Raw genomic sequence first — 17,753 nt, forward strand, 5'->3', positions numbered from 1 at the left:
TCGAACTGAGAGTGGTAAATGCCTGCGCAAAGAGTAGTGACCCATGGCCGGAAACAGACGTACTGTTTCCCGTCATGGAGAGTGATGAGGGACTGCTGAACGTCATCGATGTCGAGGCGACCTGCTGGGACGGCGAGCCGCCGCCCGGAGCGGTGAGCGAGATCATCGAGATCGGTCTGACCGTCGTGGACCTCGCCCGGGGCGAGCGCGTCGCCCGGCACCGCATCCTCGTACGGCCCACGCGGTCGCAGGTGAGCGACTTCTGCACCGAGTTGACCGGGCTCACGCAGGCCGAGGTCGATCAGGGCGTCGACTTCGCCGACGCCTGCAAGCTCCTGGCGGCCGAGCACCACGCCGGCCCCCGTGCGTGGGCCAGTTGGGGCGACTACGACCGGCACCAGTTCAACCGGCAGTGCCGGGCGACCGGGACGACATACCCCTTCGGCAGCCGGCACATCAACGTCAAGACACTTTTCACTCAAGCGCACGGCCTGGCCAAGCGGCCCGGCATGGTCGAGGCCCTGCAGATCGCCGGGCTCCCGCTCGAAGGCCGTCACCACTGCGGCGAGCACGACTCCTGGAACATCGCCGCCCTCGCCCTGGCGCTCACCCGCCTCGGCGCCTGGCCGGGCCTGCCGGGCCGCTGACCGCTCCCGGCGCGGCGGGGCGCGTCACGGCGTGCCGCGGTAGCTGACGTGGTCGCCGCCGCGGAAGAAGACGCGCCAGGACTCGGCGGGTTCGGAGGTGACCGGGAGGACCTCCAGGACCCAGGCGTCCTCCATCTCCACCGTGACGCGCCCGCCGTCCCCGAGGGTGGAGCGCACGACGTCCAGCGGATGGTCGCCCAATCGCCCGCACAGCTCGCGCGCCTGCGCGTCGTAGCGCGTGGTGGAGTCGGCGAGGGCGACCACGGGGTCGGCGCCGCGGGCCTTCGGCCACCGCATGTCCTCGGAGCCGAGCACGAGGTCGCCCCCGTGCGTCATCCGGAACGGGCAGTGCGCCTGGAGGACCGCGCCGGGCGTCAGGGACTCACGGGTCGCGAACGCGAAGACGCCGGTGAGCCCGTCCCGGTCGATCCCGGTCAACGTGTAGGGGACGAGGCAGGCGACGGCCTCGTTCAGGGCGATCTCGGTCAACTCGGCTCCTTGGTCCCGGCCGCGGCCCGCAGCTCGGCGCTGTGCGGCGTGGCCGTCCACGCCGCGCAGTACAGCAGCAGCTTTGCGGTGAAGTTCATCCACAACAGGAGCGCGATGGGCACCCCGAAGGCCCCGTACATGCTCTTGGTGGCGACGCTCTGCAGATAGCCGCTGATCAGCAGCTTCAGCACCTCGAAGCCGACGGCTCCTATCAGGCTCGCCACGATCACGTCGCGCCGGTCGGGGCGCACGCCCGGCAGCAGGGTGAGCAGGTAGGCGAAGATGCCGACGTCGATGAGGACGGCGACGCAGAAGCCCACGACGGACAGCAGGACCCGGCCGGGGCCGTTCTCGTCCAGGCCGACGGCGTCGCCCAGGCGGTTGATGGCGGAGCCCGCGAGGGTCGAGCAGGCCACGGAGAGCAGGGCCACCGCGCCCAGGCCGATCAGGACGCCGAGGTCCTTGAGCCGGTCCAGGAAGGGGTTGCCGTTCTCGTCGTCCTTGTGCCAGATGGCGCGCAGGCAGTCCCGCAGAGCGGCGACCCAGCTGACGCCGGTGAGGACCAGCAGGATCGCGGCGATGGCCCCGACGGTGCCGGCGTTGTCCACCAGCCCGTTGATGTTGAGTTTGTCGGCGATCCCCGGCACCTGTTCGGCGAGCTTGTCCTGGAGCTGCTTGAGCTGGGAGGGGGACAGCAGTGCCGCCCCGACCGCGGCGCCGACGGTGAGCAGCGGGAAGAGCGCCACGAAACTGACGAAGGTGATGGCGGCGGCGAGCCGCGTCCAGTGGACGCTCTCCAGGTGCTCGTAGGTGCGCCAGGCGTGGGTGCGCATGAGCCGCGCGATCCACGGACCGATCACCGGGATTTTCGTCAGCCATTCCATACCGCGCGCCTACCCTCCGTCACCCCCTGCACTCTAGGTGGCGGGCGCCGTGGCGGCGGTGACCGCCTCGAAGACACGGTCCGTGTCGGCCTCGGACGTCCGCCAGTTGCTGAAGGCGGCACGCAGGGCCGGCACGCCCGCGTGGACCGTCGGGGTGAGGAAGGCCTCGCCGGAGGCGGCGACGGCGCGGGCGGCGGCGGCGACGCGCTCCCGGAGTTCCTCCACCGGGGCCTCGCCCGCGAAGGTGAAGCAGACCACGTTGAGCCGGACGGGGGCGAGCAGCCGCAGGTGCGCCGTGCCGGCGATGCGGTCCCCGAGGCGGTGGGCGAGGGCGATGTTGCGCTCGACGATGTCGCGATGGCCCTCCCGGCCGTAGGCGGTGAGCGAGAACCATGCGGCCAGGGCGCGCAGGCGGCGGGAGCTCTCGGGTGTCAGGTGCAGGAAGTCGGGGTCGGGCAGGTCCGGCAGGCCCAGGTAGGGCGCGGCGTTGTGGAAGACCCGCGCCTGCAGGTCCTGGCGGCGGGTGAACTGCACGGCGGCGTCGTAGGGGACGTTGAGCCATTTGTGGAGGTCGACGCAGACCGAGTCCGCTGCGTCCAGCCCGGCGGTGAGACGGGCGTGACGGGGCGACAGCGCGGCGAAACCGCCGAAGGCCGCGTCGACGTGCAGCCAGAAGTCGTGACGGTCCTTCAGGGCCGCGATGGCGCGCAGGTCGTCGAAGTCCACGGTGTCGACGGTGCCGGCGTTGGCGACCACGATGGCGGGCCTGCCGTCGAGCGCGTCCAGCGCCTCCGCCAGCCGGGCGACGTCCACCGCCTCGCGGCCGCCCGGCAGCAGCGGGACACGGGTCAGGCACGCGCGGCCGAGGCCGAGGACCGACAGGGCCTTTTCGGTACTGGAGTGCGGCGCGCCGGACAGCACCGTCACGGGGCCGAGCGCCGCGACGCCGTCCCGGGACACCGACACGCCCTGCCGCTCGCCGAGCCATTCGCGGGCGACGGCCAGACCCACGGTGTTGGAGACCGTCGCGCCGGTGACGAACGCACCGCTGTGCGCGGTGCCCAGGCCGAACAGCTCACGCAGCCAGGCCAGGGTCTCGCGCTCCAGGGCGCCGGCCGAGGAGCCCGTGTCCGAACCGGCGTTCTGGTCGTACGCGGCGGTCAGCCAGTCCCCCGCGACGGCGGCGGGCGTGGCACCGCCGGTGACGAAGCCCAGGTACCGCGGACCCGCACTGCCCGAGAACCCCGGTGCCCAGCGTCGCGCGAAGCGCTCCAGCGCGCCGTCCGCACCGACCCCGGCATCCGGCAGCGGCTCCGGCGCGGGGGCCGGGCCGGGGTGGGCGGCCGGCCGCTCGTCGACGGCGGCCAGTTCACGGGCGGCGAGATCCGTGACGGAGCGCAGGAGGTCGGGGAAGCGGTCGCGGTCCGCCGCGAGGAGGGCATCCATGGCGGCAGCCTAGGCACGCCGCGGTCAGCGGGTCCGGGGCCACCGGCGAAGAAGTGGCCCGCCGGCGGCGTCACCCGGCAGGCGGCGCGGCGTCGCGCGGACCGGCGTCGTCCACGGGTCCGGGCCGGCCGGCTCCGGCCGGTCCGGGCCGCTCACGCGGGCTGCGTACCCCGCGCGGGAGCCGTACCGAGTGGTTCGCAGGCCCCCGGCTGCTGGGGGAGCAGGGGGTGGGGGGCGGCGGCCCCGAAGGCGTAGTCGCGCAAGGGGCGCCAGACGCCCTCGTCGTCCTGCTCGTAGAGGGAGAAGCAGGTGGCCGTCCACGCGGCGGTGAAGTCGGCGAGCTCCATCTGCGCGCGGTCCAGCGCCTCGTCCGGGATGCCGTGACCGATGGTGACGTGCGGGTGGTACGGGAACTGCAGCTCGCGGCGGACCGGGCCGGAGCGCACCCGCTCCTGCAGTTCGGCGCAGTCCAGGCCGCCCTGGGCGAGCTCGACGAAGACCACGGGCGTCAGCGGCCGGAAGCTGGCCGTTCCCTCCAGGCGCATCGGGAAGGCGTGGCAGGCCGCCGCGACCTCGCCCAGGTGCTCGCGGAAGGCCGGGAGGACGGCGGCGTCCACCTCGGTCGGCGGAAGCAGTGTGACGTGGGTGGGGATGCAGTAGGCCACTGGGTCCCCGAAGTCGGCGCGGCACTGCTGCAGCAGGCTGCCGTACGGCTCCGGGACCGCGATGGACACGCCGATCATGCGGTTTCCCACGAGTTCACCCCTTTCCCGGTCGTACCCCGGTCCTCGCACCGTCGGTTTCCGGCCCGCTCCCGTCCGGTCCCGGGCGGGCCGGAGGCATCGTACGCACGGTGTGCGGCACAGCGCCTCCGCAGCAAGTGTGACGCGCTCGCGCCCCGAGGCGCGAGCGTCGTCCGTCACATTCGCGCGGGACCAAAGGCCCGCGCCACGGGGTGCCGGAATGCCCCGTTCAGTGCTTGGCGGGCAGGAAACCGACCCGGTCGTAGGCGTTCGCCAGGGTTTCGGCGGCCACGGCGCGGGCCTTCTCCGCGCCCTTGGCCAGCACCGAGTCCAGGCTCTCCGGGTCGCCCAGGTACTCCTGCGTACGCTCGCGGAACGGGGTGACCCACTCCACGAAGACCTCCGCGAGCTCGGTCTTCAGCGCGCCGTAGCCCTTGCCCTCGTACCGCTGCTCCAGTTCGGGGATCGCGGTCCCGGTGAGGGTGGAGTAGATGGTCAGCAGGTTGCTGATGCCCGGCTTCTCCTGCTCGTCGAAGCGGATCACGGTGTCGGTGTCGGTGACCGCGCTCCTGATCTTCTTTGCGGAGGCCTTCGGTTCGTCCAGGAGGTTGATGAGGCCCTTCGGGGACGCCGCCGACTTGCTCATCTTCGCCTGCGGGTCCTGCAGGTCGTAGATCTTCGCCGTCTCCTTGACGATGTACGGCGCCGGGATGGTGAAGGTGTCGCCGAAGCGGCCGTTGAAGCGCTCCGCGAGGTCCCGGGTGAGCTCGATGTGCTGGCGCTGGTCCTCGCCGACGGGGACGGCGTTCGCCTGGTACAGCAGGATGTCCGCGACCTGCAGGATCGGGTACGTGAACAGGCCCACCGTCGAACGGTCGGCGCCCTGCTTGGCGGACTTGTCCTTGAACTGCGTCATGCGCGACGCCTCGCCGAAGCCGGTGAGGCAGTTGAACACCCAGCCGAGCTGCGCGTGTTCGGGGACATGGCTCTGCACGAAGAGCGTGCAGCGCTCCGGGTCGAGCCCGGCCGCGAGCAGCTGCGCGGCGGCCAGCCGGGTGTTGGCCCGCAGCTCCGCCGGGTCCTGCGGCACGGTGATCGCGTGCAGGTCGACGACCATGTAGAAGGCGTCGTGCGACTCCTGGAGGGCCACCCACTGGCGGACCGCGCCCAGGTAGTTGCCCAGGTGGAACGAGCCTGCGGTGGGCTGGATGCCGGAGAGCACACGGGGACGATCGAGAGCCATGCCACTCATTCTCTCAGGTCCCCGGGGATTGTCCGTCCGCAACGGGAACCCGGCCGCGGGGAGCGGTGTAGAAGGGGTGACGGGGTCGCACGGGGGCGGCCGGGGAGCGAAAGGGGGCCGCCACGGAGGGGGAGGCGGCGGTGATCGCACGCGTACGCGCCGGGGACCGTGAGGCGTACGCGGAGCTGGTGCGCGTCCACGCGGACGTCGCGCACCGCACCGCGGTGCTGCTCGGGGCCGGTGCCGACGCGGAGGACGTGGTGCAGAACTCGTTCGTCAAGGCGTACCGCGCCCTCGGCGGCTTCCGGGAGGGCTCCGCCTTCCGCCCCTGGCTGCTGCGCATCGTCGCCAACGAGGCGCGGAACGCGGCGCGGGCCGCCCGGCGGCTGCGCTCGGCCGTCGAGCGCAACGCCGCGCTGGAAGCCCTGCCCCCGCCGGACCAGGATCCGGAGACCCTGGCGGTGACCCGGGAACGGCACGCGGCGCTGCTGGCCGCGGTCGGCGCCCTCAGCGAGCCGCACCGGCTGGTGGTCACCTGCCGCTATCTGCTCGACCTGGACGAGGAGGAGACGGCCGCGGTGCTGGGCTGGCCGCGCGGCACCGTCAAGTCCCGGCTGCACCGCGCCCTGGCGAGGCTGCGGACCGGACTCGCCGAACCGGTGCCGGCCGCTTGGAACGGGGGGCTGCGATGACCGACCGGCTCCCGGAGGAACTGCGCGAGGCGGGGCGGCGGCTGGACATCCCGGCGCCGTCGCCGGACTCGGTGGCCGAGCAGGTGCTGGCCCGGCTGCTCGCCGAGGCCGTGCCCGGTGAGGGGCGCGTGCGGCGCGCCCGGATCGGGCTCGCGGCACGGTGGCGGACCCTGGTGGCGCTGCTGTGCGGGGTACTGGCCGTGCTGGTGCTCACCCCACCGGTGCGGGCCGCGGTCTCGGACTGGTTCGGCTTCGGCGGCGTCGCCGTGCGCCACGACCCCTCGGCGACCCCGGGCGCGGGGAGCCCGCCTCCGGTCCGCGGACACGCACCGTTGGACGGGGCGTTCGTCCCGGCCGCGCTGGGCGAGCCGGACGGGGTCGCGGTGACCGACGGCGGGCGGGTGCTGTCGATGACCTGGCGGCGCGACGGCCGCACGATCCGGCTCGACCAGTTCCGGGCCTCGATCGACGTGGTCTTCCTCAAGACCACCGGCTCCGCGGCCGAATGGGTCGAGGTCGGCGGCGAGTTCGCGATGTGGTTCGCCGAGCCGCACTACGTCCGGCTCGTCGACCCCGACGGACGCACGCGCCGCGAGCCGCCCCGGGCGGCCGGGCCCACCCTGCTCTGGCAGCGCGGCCAGGTGACGCTGCGTCTGGAGGGCGTACCCGACAGGGCGCGAGCGCTCGCGATCGCCGAGTCGGCCCGTCCGCGGGGCGCGGCGAGCCCGTCCGTCTGACCGGCCGGAGGCCCCCGCGCGGCGGCGAGGCTCCTCGGCCCGCGCGGCCAGGTCGGCGGGCCCCGCGGGGACGAAACCGCTCGGCAGCGGTCGCGGTCCTCGCCGGGATCACCGCCCCTCCCGCGGACGGGCCGGGGCCCTTGGCCCCGTGGGGACGCCGTTCGGCGGGAACCCGGCCGGCCCGGGCGGTGTAACAGGGGCAGGACCGAGCGAGAGGGGGACCCATGCGGTTCAGAAGGTTCGTCACCTGGGCGGGAGTCACGGGCGCGGCGCTCGGCGCCCTGCTCACCGGCGCGGGACCGGCCACGGCCGGGGGGCCGACCAGCGTGATGCTGGTCGCGCCGGGGAGCGGCAAGGCCGCGGCGATCTACACCACGTCCCCGGACTACCAGACGCTGGACGCGTCCATCGGGCGGGAGCCCGCCGCCTCCGCTCCGCCGTCCCTGACGGATGTGGAGGCGGGTGGGCAGCGCCAGGTCACCGTCACCTGGCTCGTCCACGACGTGTCGGTCTGGCGTGTGGACTTCGTCTACCCGGACGCCGCCGGGGGTCCCTGGATCCACACCCGCGAGGTGGGGGAGAAGGGTCTGCCGGAGCAGGGGGTGTGGCACCACGCCGCCCAGCCGAAGGCCCTGGGCGCGCTGCTCGGGCGCATGGGCCTCCTCGGCCCGGACAAGGGGCTCGGCGTCAGCGCTCCCGACTATCCCTTCGGGGTGGCGCAGGGCTCCTCCCCGGCCGCCTCTTCCCCCGCCCCCGCGGCGGCCGAGGACACCGCAGGCGGCACCGACTGGTGGCTGTCCCTCCCCGGACTGGGCGCCGGCCTCGCCCTCGGCAGCGCCGGCACCCTGCTCGCCTCCCGTCTGATGTCCCGCCGGACACCCCGCGACCCCGGCCCCCGCCAGGAACTGGTCGACGCGTGAGAATCCGCCCGCGCGTACCCCTGGCCACGTTGGCGCTGCTGCTGCCCGCTGTTGTGCTCGGAGCGGGGCCGGCGGCCGCCAAGGTGCCCGGCACCGCGGTGCTGACGTCGGTGGCGACGGGCCGTACGACAGGACTGGACTCCTCGTCGCCCGACCACATGCCGCTCGCCACGGCCCTGGTGCTGAACGACGACAGCGGCACGCCGGACCCGCCCGGACCCATGGCCGACCGGGCCGTCGCGGGCAGTGTGACCGTCCGCTGGCACCTGGAAGCCGGCGGTCCCCTGTTCCAGGTCGACCAGGTGTTCCCCGATACGGGAGACGGCGTATGGGTACGGACGGACTCGGCGCCCTACGTCGCCGACGACGACGTGCTGTGGCATCGCGCGCCCGCGTCCCTCGGCCCCCTGCTCGCCCGCCTGGGGCTGTTCGAGCCCGACGAGCCAGGTGGGCGGCCGAAGCAGGCGGGTACGGCCCCGGCCGGCGGCGAGGGTGCGGCGGAGGGGTGGTGGTGGGCCCTGCCCGGTCTCGCCGCCGGGTCGGTGTCGACGGCGCTCGGCCGACGGTGGTGGTCGCGCCGCCGGCCGGGCGCCGGCCCGGCTAACTGAGGTCGATCCCCGGGTAGAGCGGGAAGCCGGCCAGCAGGTCGGCGGCGCGCTGCGCGATCTCGTCGGCGACCTTCGCGTCCAGCACGTGCTGCGCCTTGGACGGCTTGCCGGCCGAGGTGACGCCGGCCTCGGTGGTGGTCAGCACGCGGTCGATCAGGCCCGCGATCTCGTCCATCTCGCCCGTGCCGAGGCCGCGGGTGGTGAGCGCCGGGGTGCCGATGCGGATGCCGGAGGTGTACCAGGCGCCGTTCGGGTCCTGGGGGATGGAGTTGCGGTTGGTGACGATGCCGGACTCCAGCAGGGCCGCCTCGGCCTGACGTCCCGTGAGGCCGTAGGAGGACTCGACGTCGATGAGCACCAGGTGGTTGTCCGTGCCCCCGGTGACCAGGGTCGTGCCGCGCCGCAGCAGCCCCTCGGCCAGCGCCTTGGAGTTGTCGACGATGCGCTGCGCGTAGCCGTGGAAGTCGGTGTGGCGGGCCTCGGCCAGGGCCACCGCCTTGGCCGCCATGACGTGCGGCAGCGGGCCGCCGAGCACCATCGGGCAGCCGCGGTCGACCTGTTCGGCCAGCGAGGAGTCGCACAGCACCATGCCGCCGCGCGGGCCGCGCAGCGACTTGTGCGTGGTGGTGGTGACGATGGGCGCGTGCGGGACGGGGTCGAAGTCCCCGGTCAGGACCTTGCCCGCGACCAGGCCCGCGAAATGGGCCATGTCGACCAGCAGGGTGGCGCCGACCTCGTCGGCGATCTCCCGCATGATGCGGAAGTTCACCAGCCGGGGGTAGGCCGAGTAGCCCGCGACGATGATCAGCGGGCGGAACTCGCGGGCCGTGCGGCGCAGCGACTCGTAGTCGAGCAGACCCGTCGCGGGGTCGGTGCCGTAGCTGCGCTGATGGAACATCTTCCCCGAGATGTTCGGACGGAAGCCGTGCGTGAGGTGGCCGCCGGCGTCCAGGGACATGCCCAGCATGCGCTGATCGCCGAGCTCGTGGCGCAGCCGCTCCCAGTCCGCCTCGGTCAGGTCGTTGACCTGCCGTACCCCGGCCCGCTCCAGCGCCGGTGCCTCCACCCGGTCGGCCAGCACGGCCCAGAAGGCGACCAGGTTGGCGTCGATGCCGGAGTGCGGCTGCACATAGGCGTGCTCGGCGCCGAAGACCGCCCGCGCGTGCTCGGCCGCGACGGCCTCGACGGTGTCGACATTGCGGCACCCGGCGTAGAAGCGGCGCCCGACGGTGCCCTCGGCGTACTTGTCGCTGAACCAGTTGCCCATGGCCAGCAGCACCGCCGGGGAGGCGTAGTTCTCGCTGGCGATGAGCTTGAGCGAGGCCCGCTGGTCCTCGATCTCCTGGCCGATCGCGTCGGCGACGCGCGGCTCGACCCCCCTGATCACGTCAAGGGCACTGCGGAAGGCGGTGGATTCGGTGCGACCACTGGACATGCGGACCTCCTGCGCGGCACGGCATACCGGATGGCCCAGGCGCACGGCACACAGATCACGGGCCGCTCCCCGATGGTCGATCCCATCCCAGCGCGCCAGTCACGGCCCACGGCCAGCGTAGCAACGCGGGGTCGGGACGTCGCCGCGATGTTTTTTCGCATCCCGGGCGAGCGACGATAGGACCAGACGACAGGAACAATGGAAAGGAGCTCCACCGGGCTCCAGCGCCACACCTCCCGACGTACCACGAACGGAGCACTCACGTGTCGACCGCCGCCGAGCACATCGCCGCAACGGAAGCGCACAGCGCGCACAACTACCACCCGCTCCCCGTCGTCGTCGCCTCCGCGGACGGCGCATGGGTGACGGACGTCGAGGGCCGCCGCTACCTCGACATGCTCGCCGGCTACTCGGCGCTCAACTTCGGCCACCGCAATTCCCGCCTGATCGAGGCGGCCAAGGCGCAGCTGGACCGGGTCACGCTCACCTCGCGGGCGTTCCACCACGACCGGTTCGCCCGGTTCTGCACGGAACTCGCCGAGCTGTGCGGCATGGAGATGGTGCTGCCGATGAACACCGGCGCGGAGGCCGTGGAGACCGCGGTCAAGACGGCCCGCAAGTGGGGCTACCGGGTCAAGGGCGTGCCGGACGGCCAGGCGAAGATCATCGTGGCCGCGGACAACTTCCACGGCCGCACGACCACCGTCATCAGCTTCTCCACCGACCCCGAGGCCCGCGCCGACTTCGGCCCGTACACCCCGGGCTTCGAGATCGTGCCGTACGGCGACCTCGCGGCGCTGGAGGCGGCGATCGACGCGAACACGGTGGCCGTGCTGATGGAGCCCATCCAGGGCGAGGCCGGGGTGCTGGTGCCGCCGGCGGGCTACTGGGCGGGAGTCCGGCGGCTGACCTCCGAGCACGGGGTGCTCTTCATCGCCGACGAGATCCAGTCGGGACTGGGCCGTACGGGCAGGACGTTCGCCTCCGAGCACGAGGGCGTCGTCCCCGACATGTACGTCCTGGGCAAGGCCCTGGGCGGCGGCGTCGTACCGGTCTCGGCGGTCGTGTCGTCCGCGGAGGTGCTGGGGGTGTACCGCCCGGGTGAGCACGGCTCGACCTTCGGCGGCAACCCGCTCGCGTGCGCCGTGGCACTGGAGGTCCTCGCGATGCTCCGCACGGGTGAGTACCAGCAGCGGGCGACCGAGCTCGGCGACCATCTGCACCACGAGCTGGCCCTGCTGGCCGGCGGCGGCGCGGTCACGACGGTGCGCGGCCGCGGCCTGTGGGCCGGGGTGGACATCGCCCCCGGGCACGGCAGCGGCCGCGAGGTCTCCGAGCGGCTGCTGGGGCGGGGTGTCCTGGTCAAGGACACCCACGGCTCCACGATCCGGCTCGCGCCGCCGCTGGTGATCTCCAAGGAGGACCTGGACTGGGGCCTGGACCAGCTGCGGGCCGTACTGTCCGCCTGACGGCGGAGCCCCGGGGGGTGCGGTCAGATCCCCTCGGGGCGCCGCGCCGGCGACATCCGCGTGGTGATGCCGATGCGGTTCCAGGCGTTGATGGTGATGCACATGGCGATCAGGCGGGGCAGCTCGTCCTCGTCGAAGAGCCGAGCGGCCTCGTCGTACACGTCGTCCGGGACACCGTGCTCGCCGAGGCGGGTCACCGCCTCGGCGAGGGCCAGGGCGGCCCGCTCGCGCGCGGTGAAGAACGGGGTCTCCCGCCACACGGTCAGCCCGTGCACCTTCTGCTCGGACACACCCAGCCTGCGGGCGTCGGCGATGTGCTGGTCGACGCAGTAGGCACAGCCGTTGACCTGCGATGCGCGCGCCTTGACCAGCTCGGCGACCACGGGGTCGAGGCCGTTGCCGGCCGCGGTGTCGAGGGCGATCATCGCCTTGTAGAAGTCGGGGGCGGCCTTGGCCAGCGCCATGCGGGGGGCGGGGGCCGGGACGAGCTCGTCCGGACCCTGGCCGGACGCGGTGTCTGCGGAAGTCGTGGTCGTCGTCATGTCAGCCAAACTACCGACGCAGTGTCCCTGTCCCGTGGTCCACTTGAAGGGTGAACGAGTGGGCCAATTCAGGAGTCGACCTCCATCTCGACCTCGTCGGGGGGACCGGCGCGCGGGCCGGACTGGAGCAGGCGTTGCGGGAGGCCGTGCGCATCGGGCGGCTCGCCCCGGGCACCCGCCTGCCGTCCTCGCGCGTGCTGGCCAAGGACCTCGGCCTCGCCCGCAACACCGTCGCCGAGGCGTACGGGCAGCTCGTCGCCGAGGGCTGGCTGACCGCCCGCCAGGGCTCGGGCACCCGCGTCGCCGACGGCCGGCGCCCGTCCGGGCCGCCCACCCGGCCCGGACGCCTCCAGGCCGCCGCCCCGCGCGGCGCCGCCCCGGAAACCGGGGGCGGTCGCTTCGCCGAGACGGCCGGGGTCCTGCCCGACCGGGAGCGGTTCGCCTACGACCTGCGCCCCGGCTCCCCCGACGTCTCGTCCTTCCCGCGCGCCGCGTGGGGGGCGGCGGCCCGCAGGGCGCTGGCGGCCGCGCCCAACGAGGCCTTCGGCTACACCGACCCGCGCGGCCGGCCCGAACTGCGCGAGGCGCTCGCGGTCTACCTCGGGCGGGTGCGCGGGGTCCGCACCCGGCCCGAACTCCTGATGGTCTGCTCGGGGTTCGTGCAGGCCGCCGGCCTGCTCGGCCGCACGCTGCGGGCCGGCGGGGCGCGCCGCGTCGCCGTCGAGGCGCTCGGCTACCCGCACACCGTGGAGATCCTGCGGTCGGCGCGGCTCACGACCGTCCCGCTGCCGGTCGACGACGACGGCGCCCAGGTCGACGCGCTGGACCAGGACGTGGACGCCGCGCTGCTGACCGCGGCCCACCAGTTCCCGTACGGCAGTCCTCTGTCACCGGAGCGGCGCACCGCCACGGTGGCCTGGGCCCGTGCCACCGGCGCGGTGGTCGTCGAGGACGACTACGACGGGGAGTTCCGCTACGACCGGCAGCCGGTCGGCGCCCTGCAGGGCCTCGCCCCCGAGCACGTCGTCTACGCCGGCACCGCCAGCAAGAGCCTGGCGCCCGGCCTGCGGCTGGCCTGGCTGGCACTGCCGCCCGCCCTCGTCGAACCCCTCCTGGACGAGAAGCGGCTGGCCGACCACCACTCCCCCGTCCTCGATCAGTTGACGCTGGCCGAACTGATCGTCTCCGGCGCGTACGACCGCCATGTCCGCCGGATGCGGCTGCAGTACCGCCGGCGGCGCGACCGGCTCGTCGCGGCACTGGCCGAACGCGCCCCCGCCGTCCGGGTCTCCGGCATCGCCGCGGGACTGCACGCGGTGCTCCGGCTGCCGCCCGGCACGCCCGCCGCGGAGGTCGTCGCCGCGGCCCGCGCCCGGGGCCTGGGGCTGCAGAGCCTGGACGACTTCGGCGGCCGGGACACCGACGCGCTCGTCGTCGGCTACGGCACCCCGCCCGAGCACGCCTTCGCCGGGGCGCTCGACGCGCTGTGCGCGCTGCTGGCCGAGCGGAGCTGACCGCCGGGAACGCCAACGGCCCGCTGCCGGACCCGGGAGGGGTCCGGCAGCGGGCCGTCGCGGACGCGTCAGATCAGGCCGAGGCCGCGGACCGCGTCGCGCTCCTCCTCGAGCTCCTTGACGGAGGCGTCGATGCGGGCGCGGGAGAAGTCGTTGATGTCCAGGCCCTGGACGATCTCGAACTTGCCGTCCTTCGCGGTGACGGGGAACGAGGAGATCAGGCCCTCCGGCACACCATAGGAGCCGTCGGAGACGACACCCGCGGACGTCCAGTCGCCCTCGGCGGTGCCGTTGGTCCAGGTGAAGACGTGGTCGATCGCGGCGTTGGCGGCCGAGGCGGCGGAGGACGCGCCACGGGCCTCGATGATGGCCGCACCGCGCTTGGCGACGGTCGGGATGAACTCCTCGGCCAGCCACTTCTCGTCGTTGACGGTCTCGGCGGCGTTCTTGCCGGCGACCTCGGCGTGGAAGACGTCCGGGTACTGGGTGGCGGAGTGGTTGCCCCAGATGGTGAGGCGGCGGATCTCGCTCACCGGCACGCCGGTCTTCTTCGACAGCTGCGAGATCGCGCGGTTGTGGTCCAGGCGGGTCATCGCGGTGAAGCGGTCGGCCGGGACGTCCGGGGCGGAGGACTGCGCGATGAGCGCGTTGGTGTTGGCCGGGTTGCCGACGACCAGGACGCGGATGTCGTCCGCGGCGTGGGCGTTGATGGCCTTGCCCTGCGGGCCGAAGATGCCGCCGTTGGCCTCGAGCAGGTCGCCGCGCTCCATGCCGGCGGTACGCGGGCGGGCGCCGACCAGCAGGCCGACGTTGGCGCCGTCGAAGGCCACGTTCGGGTCGTCACTGATGTCGATGCCCTGGAGCAGCGGGAACGCGCAGTCGTCCAGCTCCATCGCGGTGCCCTCGGCGGCCTTGAGCGCCGGGGTGATCTCCAGGAGGCGCAGCTTCACCGGGACATCGGGGCCGAGCAGGTGGCCCGACGCGATGCGGAACAGCAGCGCGTAGCCGATCTGTCCGGCCGCTCCGGTTACGGTGACGTTGACGGGAGTGCGAGTCATTGCCTTCTCCTGGCCTTCTGCTGCTGGATCCCATGCCGCCCCGGCAGCGTCCCTTGCTCCCGGAACGGGGATCTCTCGGCGTCAAGAGACCCACGCCAGGCTATACCCGTGCCGTCCCGGCGGCTGCCACACCGGGTGTGGCCCCGGTCACCGCGCCCCCGGCGTCCGGAGCGGCTCCGCGCGGGACGCGGGGGCGGGAGGCGGCGAACACCGGCGGTCCTGCGGACGCGCTCACGTCCGCCCGGGCCGTGACACCGCGCCCCGACCCACCCCCGTGCGGCACGCCCCAGGACCGAGCGGAAGCGACCCCAGCCGGACCGGCCGGCGCGACCACGCCGGGTCCGCGCGGCGGACAACCGACCCGGACCGGTTCGGTGACGCTTCCCTGACCGTCCCTGGGACCGGTGGTGCCGTGCACCCCCACACGCCCGCGGCAGGCGTGGCGCCGCACAGGCGGCAGGGGGGCCGCCCCCGGTTCGGCCGAGCACTGGGCTGCCCGAATTCGCATCTCGACGACCCACCCGGCCAAGGCCGCTTCCGTGGGGCACGTCGCCGAGGCGGTGACCGGGGAGGGTCACCGGGCTCCGGCACTGGTCGCGCGCGGGCCCATAGCCTGGCCGGATGCCCGATGACATCCTCGATCTGTGGCCCCGCGCGCCCGCCTCCGGGACCGACTGGCTCGCCGAACTCTCCCAGGACGACGGCCTCACCGGCTACGAGGCGCCCGGCCGGCCCGACGCCGCCTGGGTGCTCGGCGGCATGTACGAGCGCAGGGAAACAGCGGGGGATTCGGCCAACCACGCCCAAAGCCGGTCCGAGCACCCAGGCCCGGGGTGGGAGCGGCTGCGCTGGACGGAACTGGCCGCCCGCATCGGCGATCCGGTCGTACCGCAGGGCCTGTACCCCTGCTTTCGTTGCTTCCCCTCCGCAAAAGAGGCGGGGATCCAGCCCGGCTCCATCGAATGGCCCGCGGAGGGCAGCCTCGACAGGCCGACATGGAACCAACTGATCCGGTTCCTCACGGCGCACAGCCCCCAGGGGGCAGACACTGACTGCCTGGCGTACTACAACCCGATCATCACGCAGGACTTCGAAAAGGGGCATGTCCGCTCCGGCCGCCTGGGCCACGCCCAGCCCCTTTTCGACAACCCGGACATCCTGTACACCCCGTCCAACCTGTGGGCCGCGGACCGCTCTTGGGTCGTCTGCACCGACTACGACCTCTGGGGCACCAAAGTCTGCGGCCCGCGCCCGCTTGTCGAGGCACTGCTCACGGACCCCGAGATCGAAGCCGTCCGCCTGCCCTGGACCACCTGGGGACGTGCCGGGCACCGCGACCCGGTGGACCGTTCCCGCCACGGCACCAGGAACCGCCCTGTCGAGTAACGCACCCGTACGACCACTGGCCAACACGACGCGGGCGTCAGGGAGTGGCCAACGGGGTCGCGCAGCCGTGGAGGCCCGAGGCCAGGGTGGCGCAGGCGCGGACGGCGGCAGGGGCGGGGGCGGCGAGCATGGGGGTGTACGCGGCGGCGGTCCGGCCGATGCGGGTGCGCTGGGCGGGGCCGCTGGCCCGGGCGGGGCCGACCGTGAGGGTGTCGCCCAGGGCGGCGGCGGATATCCGTGCCCAGGCGGCCGCGCAGACCTCGCTGTACCGCGTCTCGACGTAGGCGCCGCCGATCCAGGCCGAGGCCGTCGTCCGCGCGTGCGCCCCACCGCAGCCCATGCCCTCGGGGTCCTCTCCGGTGCAGGTGGCCCCGGTGCACTTGACCCCGGAGGGGAGTTCGTCGGCGCGGGCCGTGCGGGAGGGGTGCGGCGCCCGCGCGTCCGCCGCGCGGCCCGTGCCGCCGCCCCCGCCGCCGAGCAGGCCCACGCCGACGACCGCCAGCACCACGGCGACCGCACCCGCGGCGAACAGCACCAGGGCCCGCCGGGACCGGCGCGGGGCCGGGGCACTGCCCGGAGGGGGCCCGAACTCGCCGAGCGCGGCCCGTGCTTCGGCGACCCGTCCGGCCTCCATCGTGACGTCGTGCCGGTCCTCGGCCCGGCTCCAGGCCCGTTCGGCGACCTCCCACAGCGTGACGAGGTGCCGCGGGTCGGCGCCGGTCACCTGGGCCAGCGCGACGACGGCGTACCGGGGCGGCAGGAGCCGGGCGGACAGATACCGTTCCCAGGAGCTTCTGCTGTACCCGGTGGCCTCGGCGAGCGCGGCGGCGCTCAGGCCGCCGCGGTCGACCTGCCGCCGCAGGTGCTCGGTGAACTCCCGGACGCGTGGGTCGAGATCGTCCGCCAGCGGTCGCCAACGGGTCATGGTGCGGTCCCCCTGCTTGCCTTGCCGAAGTGCGTGTCGTGCTGCGGTGCGGCCCGCCCCGTCACCCGATGCAGATGCCGAGGACGATCAGCCCCAGGCACAACCCGTGGCCGGAACTCGGGCTCGGTGCGGCGGAGGAGGGCGCGGGGGTCTGGGCGGGCGGTGCCGTGGTGGCCGGCGGCGGCGTGGTCGCGCCGCCGCCCGGCGCCGTCGTGCCGTGCCCGCCGCCGGAACCGCCCGTGCCGCCGGCGTCACCGGAATCGCCGGAGTCACCCGTGCCGCCCGTGCCGGCCGTCGCCGGGGCGTGGCCGCCCGCGGGGCGCTCGCTCACGTCGTCGACCGGCGCCGCGGGCGTCCCGCCGTCCGGGGTGACGGCCCCGGCCCCGGTGCGCGGGGCACCGGGCCGCGCCGGCGTCCCCTCCCGGGCCGGCGAGGACGTCCCGGAGCGGGTGGTGACCACGGCCCCGGGAGCGGTGGCGGAAGGTGCGCCGCCGCCCGCCGCGGCCCCCGTGGGGTGCGCCGATAGCGGTGCCTGGGCGCGTGGGGCCCCGTCGGTGGCGATCCCGGCGACGACCAGCAGCCCGAACGCCCCGGCCAGCATCCCGGCACCCACCAGCAGCGCCCTGCGCCGCCGCCGGGCCGCGTGCCGGGGCATGCCCTCGACCGGTGCGAGCGGATCGAGCGGATCGGAGTACTTGAAGCCGGTCATGGTGTCGTTGACCCCGCGGTCGGCCAACTCCCACAGCGCGACGAGCCGTTCGTAGTCCGCGCCGCTCAACTGGCCCAGCACCTCGACCGCGTCGCGCGGCGGCACCCGGACACCGTTGAGGAACTGCTCCCACGCCTCGGTGCTCTGAGCGGTGCGCGCGGCCAGCGCGGGCACGCTCAGCCCGCTGCGGTCCTTCATCCTGCGCAGGTGCACGGCCAGTCGGCGCGCGGCGGCGTCAAGTGTCTCGGGCAATGGTTCCCATCGCGCCACCACGCACCCCCCGGTTCCGTCGGTCAACCCACGGTA

General features: G+C 74.0%; 18 protein-coding genes and 1 riboswitch. Of the genes, 8 read left to right on the plus strand and 10 right to left on the minus strand.

The features are described 5' to 3' along the window. Positions 1-74 precede the first annotated feature (74 nt). Positions 75-647 (plus strand): 3'-5' exonuclease, encoded by a 573-nt coding sequence (locus tag ACIP98_RS26705; RefSeq protein ID WP_319658814.1) that lies wholly within the window; start codon positions 75-77, stop codon positions 645-647. Between the two features lie 24 nt (positions 648-671). Here the strand turns inward: ACIP98_RS26705 and ACIP98_RS26710 are convergent, their stop codons facing one another. The 5 genes from ACIP98_RS26710 to trpS form a co-directional block, all read right to left on the minus strand. Then, positions 672-1,136 carry a hypothetical protein gene (locus tag ACIP98_RS26710; RefSeq protein ID WP_319658605.1) on the minus strand — a complete coding sequence of 155 codons (465 nt, stop codon included), beginning with the start codon at positions 1,134-1,136 and terminating at the stop codon, positions 672-674. Then, positions 1,133-2,020, minus strand: coding sequence for a YihY/virulence factor BrkB family protein (locus ACIP98_RS26715; RefSeq protein ID WP_319658603.1), 888 nt, complete (start codon positions 2,018-2,020; stop codon positions 1,133-1,135). Before ACIP98_RS26715 ends, ACIP98_RS26710 begins: the two co-directional genes overlap by 4 nt. A gap of 33 nt (positions 2,021-2,053) precedes the next feature. Continuing rightward, a complete protein-coding gene (locus ACIP98_RS26720) occupies positions 2,054-3,466 on the minus strand; it encodes a pyridoxal phosphate-dependent decarboxylase family protein (protein ID WP_401978306.1) in 1,413 nt (470 codons plus the stop codon). Between the two features lie 152 nt (positions 3,467-3,618). Beyond that, the gene (locus tag ACIP98_RS26725; RefSeq protein ID WP_319658602.1) at positions 3,619-4,221 is read right to left on the minus strand and encodes a 2'-5' RNA ligase family protein; all 603 of its coding nucleotides are present in this window, start codon (positions 4,219-4,221) and stop codon (positions 3,619-3,621) included. Between the two features lie 217 nt (positions 4,222-4,438). Beyond that, positions 4,439-5,452 carry a tryptophan--tRNA ligase gene (gene trpS / locus ACIP98_RS26730; protein WP_319658601.1) on the minus strand — a complete coding sequence of 338 codons (1,014 nt, stop codon included), beginning with the start codon at positions 5,450-5,452 and terminating at the stop codon, positions 4,439-4,441. 140 nt (positions 5,453-5,592) lie between these two features. Between trpS and ACIP98_RS26735 the strand changes: the two genes are divergently transcribed. The 4 genes from ACIP98_RS26735 to ACIP98_RS26750 all read left to right on the plus strand — a co-directional run bounded on the left by ACIP98_RS26735 (position 5,593) and on the right by ACIP98_RS26750 (position 8,409). Further along, on the plus strand, positions 5,593-6,144 hold the full coding sequence (locus ACIP98_RS26735; RefSeq protein WP_401978308.1) for an RNA polymerase sigma factor: 552 nt from the start codon (positions 5,593-5,595) through the stop codon (positions 6,142-6,144). Then, on the plus strand, positions 6,141-6,881 hold the full coding sequence (locus ACIP98_RS26740; protein ID WP_401978309.1) for a hypothetical protein: 741 nt from the start codon (positions 6,141-6,143) through the stop codon (positions 6,879-6,881). The genes ACIP98_RS26735 and ACIP98_RS26740 overlap by 4 nt, the downstream gene beginning before the upstream one ends. Before the next feature lie 224 nt (positions 6,882-7,105). Continuing rightward, positions 7,106-7,801 carry a hypothetical protein gene (locus ACIP98_RS26745; RefSeq protein WP_401978311.1) on the plus strand — a complete coding sequence of 232 codons (696 nt, stop codon included), beginning with the start codon at positions 7,106-7,108 and terminating at the stop codon, positions 7,799-7,801. Then, the gene (locus ACIP98_RS26750; protein WP_401978313.1) at positions 7,798-8,409 is read left to right on the plus strand and encodes a hypothetical protein; all 612 of its coding nucleotides are present in this window, start codon (positions 7,798-7,800) and stop codon (positions 8,407-8,409) included. Before ACIP98_RS26745 ends, ACIP98_RS26750 begins: the two co-directional genes overlap by 4 nt. Here the strand turns inward: ACIP98_RS26750 and ACIP98_RS26755 are convergent. Further along, positions 8,402-9,844, minus strand: a complete 1,443-nt coding sequence (locus tag ACIP98_RS26755; RefSeq protein ID WP_319658595.1) for a glycine hydroxymethyltransferase — start codon at positions 9,842-9,844, stop codon at positions 8,402-8,404. The genes ACIP98_RS26750 and ACIP98_RS26755 overlap by 8 nt on opposite strands. A 26-nt stretch (positions 9,845-9,870) precedes the next feature. Further along, positions 9,871-9,957: riboswitch (ZMP/ZTP riboswitch) on the minus strand. Between the two features lie 150 nt (positions 9,958-10,107). Between ACIP98_RS26755 and rocD the strand changes: the two genes are divergently transcribed. Continuing rightward, on the plus strand, positions 10,108-11,313 hold the full coding sequence (rocD, locus tag ACIP98_RS26760; RefSeq protein ID WP_319658594.1) for an ornithine--oxo-acid transaminase: 1,206 nt from the start codon (positions 10,108-10,110) through the stop codon (positions 11,311-11,313). Positions 11,314-11,336: 23 nt separating this feature from the next. Here rocD and ACIP98_RS26765 read toward each other — a convergent pair whose 3' ends face one another. Beyond that, positions 11,337-11,855 (minus strand): carboxymuconolactone decarboxylase family protein, encoded by a 519-nt coding sequence (locus ACIP98_RS26765; RefSeq protein ID WP_401978315.1) that lies wholly within the window; start codon positions 11,853-11,855, stop codon positions 11,337-11,339. Between the two features lie 50 nt (positions 11,856-11,905). Here ACIP98_RS26765 and ACIP98_RS26770 point away from each other — a divergent pair, with 50 nt between their 5' ends. After that, complete coding sequence (locus ACIP98_RS26770) at positions 11,906-13,369, plus strand: PLP-dependent aminotransferase family protein (protein WP_319658592.1); 1,464 nt, start codon at positions 11,906-11,908, stop codon at positions 13,367-13,369. 68 nt (positions 13,370-13,437) lie between these two features. Here the strand turns inward: ACIP98_RS26770 and ACIP98_RS26775 are convergent, their stop codons facing one another. Next, positions 13,438-14,427 (minus strand): malate dehydrogenase, encoded by a 990-nt coding sequence (locus tag ACIP98_RS26775; protein WP_319658590.1) that lies wholly within the window; start codon positions 14,425-14,427, stop codon positions 13,438-13,440. Positions 14,428-15,048: 621 nt separating this feature from the next. Between ACIP98_RS26775 and ACIP98_RS26780 the strand changes: the two genes are divergently transcribed. Next, a complete protein-coding gene (locus ACIP98_RS26780) occupies positions 15,049-15,813 on the plus strand; it encodes a hypothetical protein (RefSeq protein ID WP_401978317.1) in 765 nt (254 codons plus the stop codon). A 37-nt stretch (positions 15,814-15,850) separates the two neighbouring features. Here ACIP98_RS26780 and ACIP98_RS26785 read toward each other — a convergent pair whose 3' ends face one another. Further along, complete coding sequence (locus tag ACIP98_RS26785) at positions 15,851-16,738, minus strand: helix-turn-helix domain-containing protein (RefSeq protein WP_401978318.1); 888 nt, start codon at positions 16,736-16,738, stop codon at positions 15,851-15,853. 61 nt (positions 16,739-16,799) lie between these two features. After that, complete coding sequence (locus ACIP98_RS26790; protein ID WP_401978319.1) at positions 16,800-17,699, minus strand: helix-turn-helix domain-containing protein; 900 nt, start codon at positions 17,697-17,699, stop codon at positions 16,800-16,802. Between the last annotated feature and the right edge of the window lie 54 nt (positions 17,700-17,753).

The organism is Streptomyces sp. NPDC088354, assembly GCF_044753585.1.
GTDB lineage: Bacteria > Actinomycetota > Actinomycetes > Streptomycetales > Streptomycetaceae > Actinacidiphila.

Coding starts and splice junctions, on each gene's coding strand:
- ACIP98_RS26705 (WP_319658814.1), top strand. CDS start 75: ATGGAGAGTGATGAGGGACTGCTGAACGTCATCGATGTCGAGGCGACC.
- ACIP98_RS26715 (WP_319658603.1), bottom strand. CDS start 2,020: ATGGAATGGCTGACGAAAATCCCGGTGATCGGTCCGTGGATCGCGCGG.
- ACIP98_RS26720 (WP_401978306.1), bottom strand. CDS start 3,466: ATGGATGCCCTCCTCGCGGCGGACCGCGACCGCTTCCCCGACCTCCTG.
- trpS (WP_319658601.1), bottom strand. CDS start 5,452: ATGGCTCTCGATCGTCCCCGTGTGCTCTCCGGCATCCAGCCCACCGCA.
- ACIP98_RS26740 (WP_401978309.1), top strand. CDS start 6,141: ATGACCGACCGGCTCCCGGAGGAACTGCGCGAGGCGGGGCGGCGGCTG.
- ACIP98_RS26745 (WP_401978311.1), top strand. CDS start 7,106: ATGCGGTTCAGAAGGTTCGTCACCTGGGCGGGAGTCACGGGCGCGGCG.
- ACIP98_RS26755 (WP_319658595.1), bottom strand. CDS start 9,844: ATGTCCAGTGGTCGCACCGAATCCACCGCCTTCCGCAGTGCCCTTGAC.
- ACIP98_RS26765 (WP_401978315.1), bottom strand. CDS start 11,855: ATGACGACGACCACGACTTCCGCAGACACCGCGTCCGGCCAGGGTCCG.
- ACIP98_RS26775 (WP_319658590.1), bottom strand. CDS start 14,427: ATGACTCGCACTCCCGTCAACGTCACCGTAACCGGAGCGGCCGGACAG.
- ACIP98_RS26780 (WP_401978317.1), top strand. CDS start 15,049: ATGCCCGATGACATCCTCGATCTGTGGCCCCGCGCGCCCGCCTCCGGG.
- ACIP98_RS26785 (WP_401978318.1), bottom strand. CDS start 16,738: ATGACCCGTTGGCGACCGCTGGCGGACGATCTCGACCCACGCGTCCGG.